General features: G+C 63.3%; 1 protein-coding gene. It reads left to right on the top strand.

Translation table 11 applies throughout. From position 1 onward, the window contains the following. A partial coding sequence (locus tag AC0L3B_RS38220; RefSeq protein ID WP_473382715.1) for an autotransporter outer membrane beta-barrel domain-containing protein occupies positions 1-607 on the top strand: 607 nt, incomplete at both ends.

Here is a 607-nt window from a genome sequence, read left to right as displayed (position 1 = left end):
GTCCCGACCCATTTCTATCTGGCATCCGGGGCCACTTCCTACAACGGCCTGCAGTTCGCCCAAGGCATCGACACCCAGCTGGCGGCGCTGCGCGACTCTGGTGGCTTGACCATCGAGCAAAAAAACCAGCTGCGTGAACTTCAATTGCTTTTGGCCAGCCAGCCCGCCGGCGAACTCGGCACCGCCCTGGAGCAACTGGCCGGCAGCCAGAACGCCAACCTGGCTGCTGCCACGCAAAAGAGCAGCGGGCAGGTCAGCGCCGGCTTGCTGTCGGCGCTGCGTGGAATGCCAGACCAGGAGCAAGGTCGTTTCTGGGTCCAGGGCTTGGGGCACAGCAGCCACCTCGAAGGGCTGGAGGGAAGCCAGAATATGAAACAAGGCCTGCGCGGCTTACTGATCGGCGTAGACTGGTCGCTGGACTCGGCCTGGCGGATGGGTGTTGTAGGCGGCCGCTCTTCAAGCACTCAGAACGCGAGACGCTTTCAGGCCACGGTGGACAGCTGGCATCTGGGCGGCTATGCAGTGCGCCAGGATGGCCCGCTGGCCTTGCGGCTGGGCGTGATCCACAGTCGTCATGATGGCAATAACCAGCGCAACATCGACATCG

The organism is Bradyrhizobium sp. Kon56, assembly GCF_055807635.1.
The sequence above is the reverse complement of the archived record's forward strand: the minus strand, read 5'-3'. Positions and strand labels throughout refer to the sequence as shown.